1 protein-coding gene is annotated in these 1,340 nt (G+C 58.4%); it reads left to right on the top strand.

The window, feature by feature from the left end; all coding sequences use genetic code 11:
- The first annotated feature begins 84 nt into the window (after positions 1-84).
- Positions 85-1,182 carry an IS5 family transposase gene (locus AB4Y44_RS42315; RefSeq protein ID WP_176072248.1) on the top strand — a complete coding sequence of 366 codons (1,098 nt, stop codon included), beginning with the start codon at positions 85-87 and terminating at the stop codon, positions 1,180-1,182.
- The last annotated feature ends 158 nt before the right edge of the window (positions 1,183-1,340 follow it).

Raw genomic sequence — 1,340 nt, 5'->3', positions numbered from 1 at the left:
CAGGCTGCTGAAGTACCGGCGGCCACGTCATCGCGGAAGACCAATGAAGCGTTGATAGAAGGCCCCCACTTGCCCCCGAAGATCATGCGCGGCGCCGACACATTCACCGAGAGTTTATTTTCCATGCGCAAGCTGGACGACTTCGTTCCGAAGTCGCATCCGTTGCGTTCGATCCGTGTGATGGCGAACGAAGCACTGGCGAAGATGGATCGGTTGTTTGCCGGGATGTACGAGGCCGACATCAAGGGTGGGCGACCGAGCATCGCACCGGAGAAGTTGCTGCGAGCCATGCTGATCCAGATCCTCTACAGCATCCGCTCGGAGCGCCAACTGATGGAGCAGGTGCAATACAACCTGCTGTTTCGCTGGTTCATCGGGTTGAGCATGGATGACGAGGTCTGGGTGCCGACCGTTTTCACGAAGAACCGTGAACGTCTGATTAAGCATGATGCGGTGATCGAATTTTTCAATGAAGTAGTGGCGATCGCCGAGAAGAAGTGCCTACTCTCGGGCGAGCACTTCAGTGTGGACGGAACGCTGATCCAGGCGTGGGCGGGGCACAAGAGCTTCGTGCCCAAAGACAGTGACGATCAGGACAGCGAAGGTGGTGGCGGGGGCGACTTCAAGGGCGAGAAGCGTAGTAACGAGACGCATGAGTCCAAGACCGATCCCGATGCACGGCTCTATCGCAAAGGCAAGACGGCCAGCGAATTGCGTTACATGGGCCACACGCTGACCGACAATCGGCATGGCCTGGTGGTCAACGCGCGGGTGACGCGCGCTGACGGGCATGCCGAGCGCGAAGCAGCCAAGGTCATGATCAACGACGCCCGACAAGTGGCAGGAGATACGAGTGCAGAAATCACCCTGGGCGCAGACAAGGGTTACGACGCACAGGAATTCATCGAGGCGTGCCAGCAGATGAAGGTTACACCGCACGTTGCGCAAAACACCTCAGGACGGCGTTCGGCAGTGCCCGAAACGATTGCCGCGAGCGCGGGCTATGCCATTTCGCAGCAAAAGCGCAAATTGATCGAACAGGGCTTCGGGTGGGCCAAGACCGTGGGGCGCATGCGCCAGGTGATGGTGCGCGGCTTGAAGAAGGTGGACCAGATGTTCGTGTTGAACATGGCAGCCTACAACCTCGTGCGCATGCGATCCCTGGCACAGTTCCGTCCATAGTGGCGGGAAAAGGCGCCAATGAGGCCAGAAGTCGGCCTCACAGCGCTTTAAAAAGGTTGATTCGCGTTGAAATTGCACAATGCGAAAGATTTAGCGGCAGTGGGCGCGTAAATCGTGGAAGGCCGCTGCCCGTCGAGGGGTATTTCCGCAACCTGCTA

Origin of the sequence: Paraburkholderia sp. BR10937, from assembly GCF_040965695.1 — a bacterium.
In the GTDB taxonomy this organism is placed as follows: Bacteria; Pseudomonadota; Gammaproteobacteria; order Burkholderiales; family Burkholderiaceae; genus Paraburkholderia.
The sequence above is the reverse complement of the archived record's forward strand: the minus strand, read 5'-3'. Positions and strand labels throughout refer to the sequence as shown.

Bases quoted from the DNA above. Each gene is read 5' to 3' on its own strand.
- AB4Y44_RS42315 (WP_176072248.1), top strand. From the start codon at position 85: ATGCGCGGCGCCGACACATTCACCGAGAGTTTATTTTCCATGCGCAAG.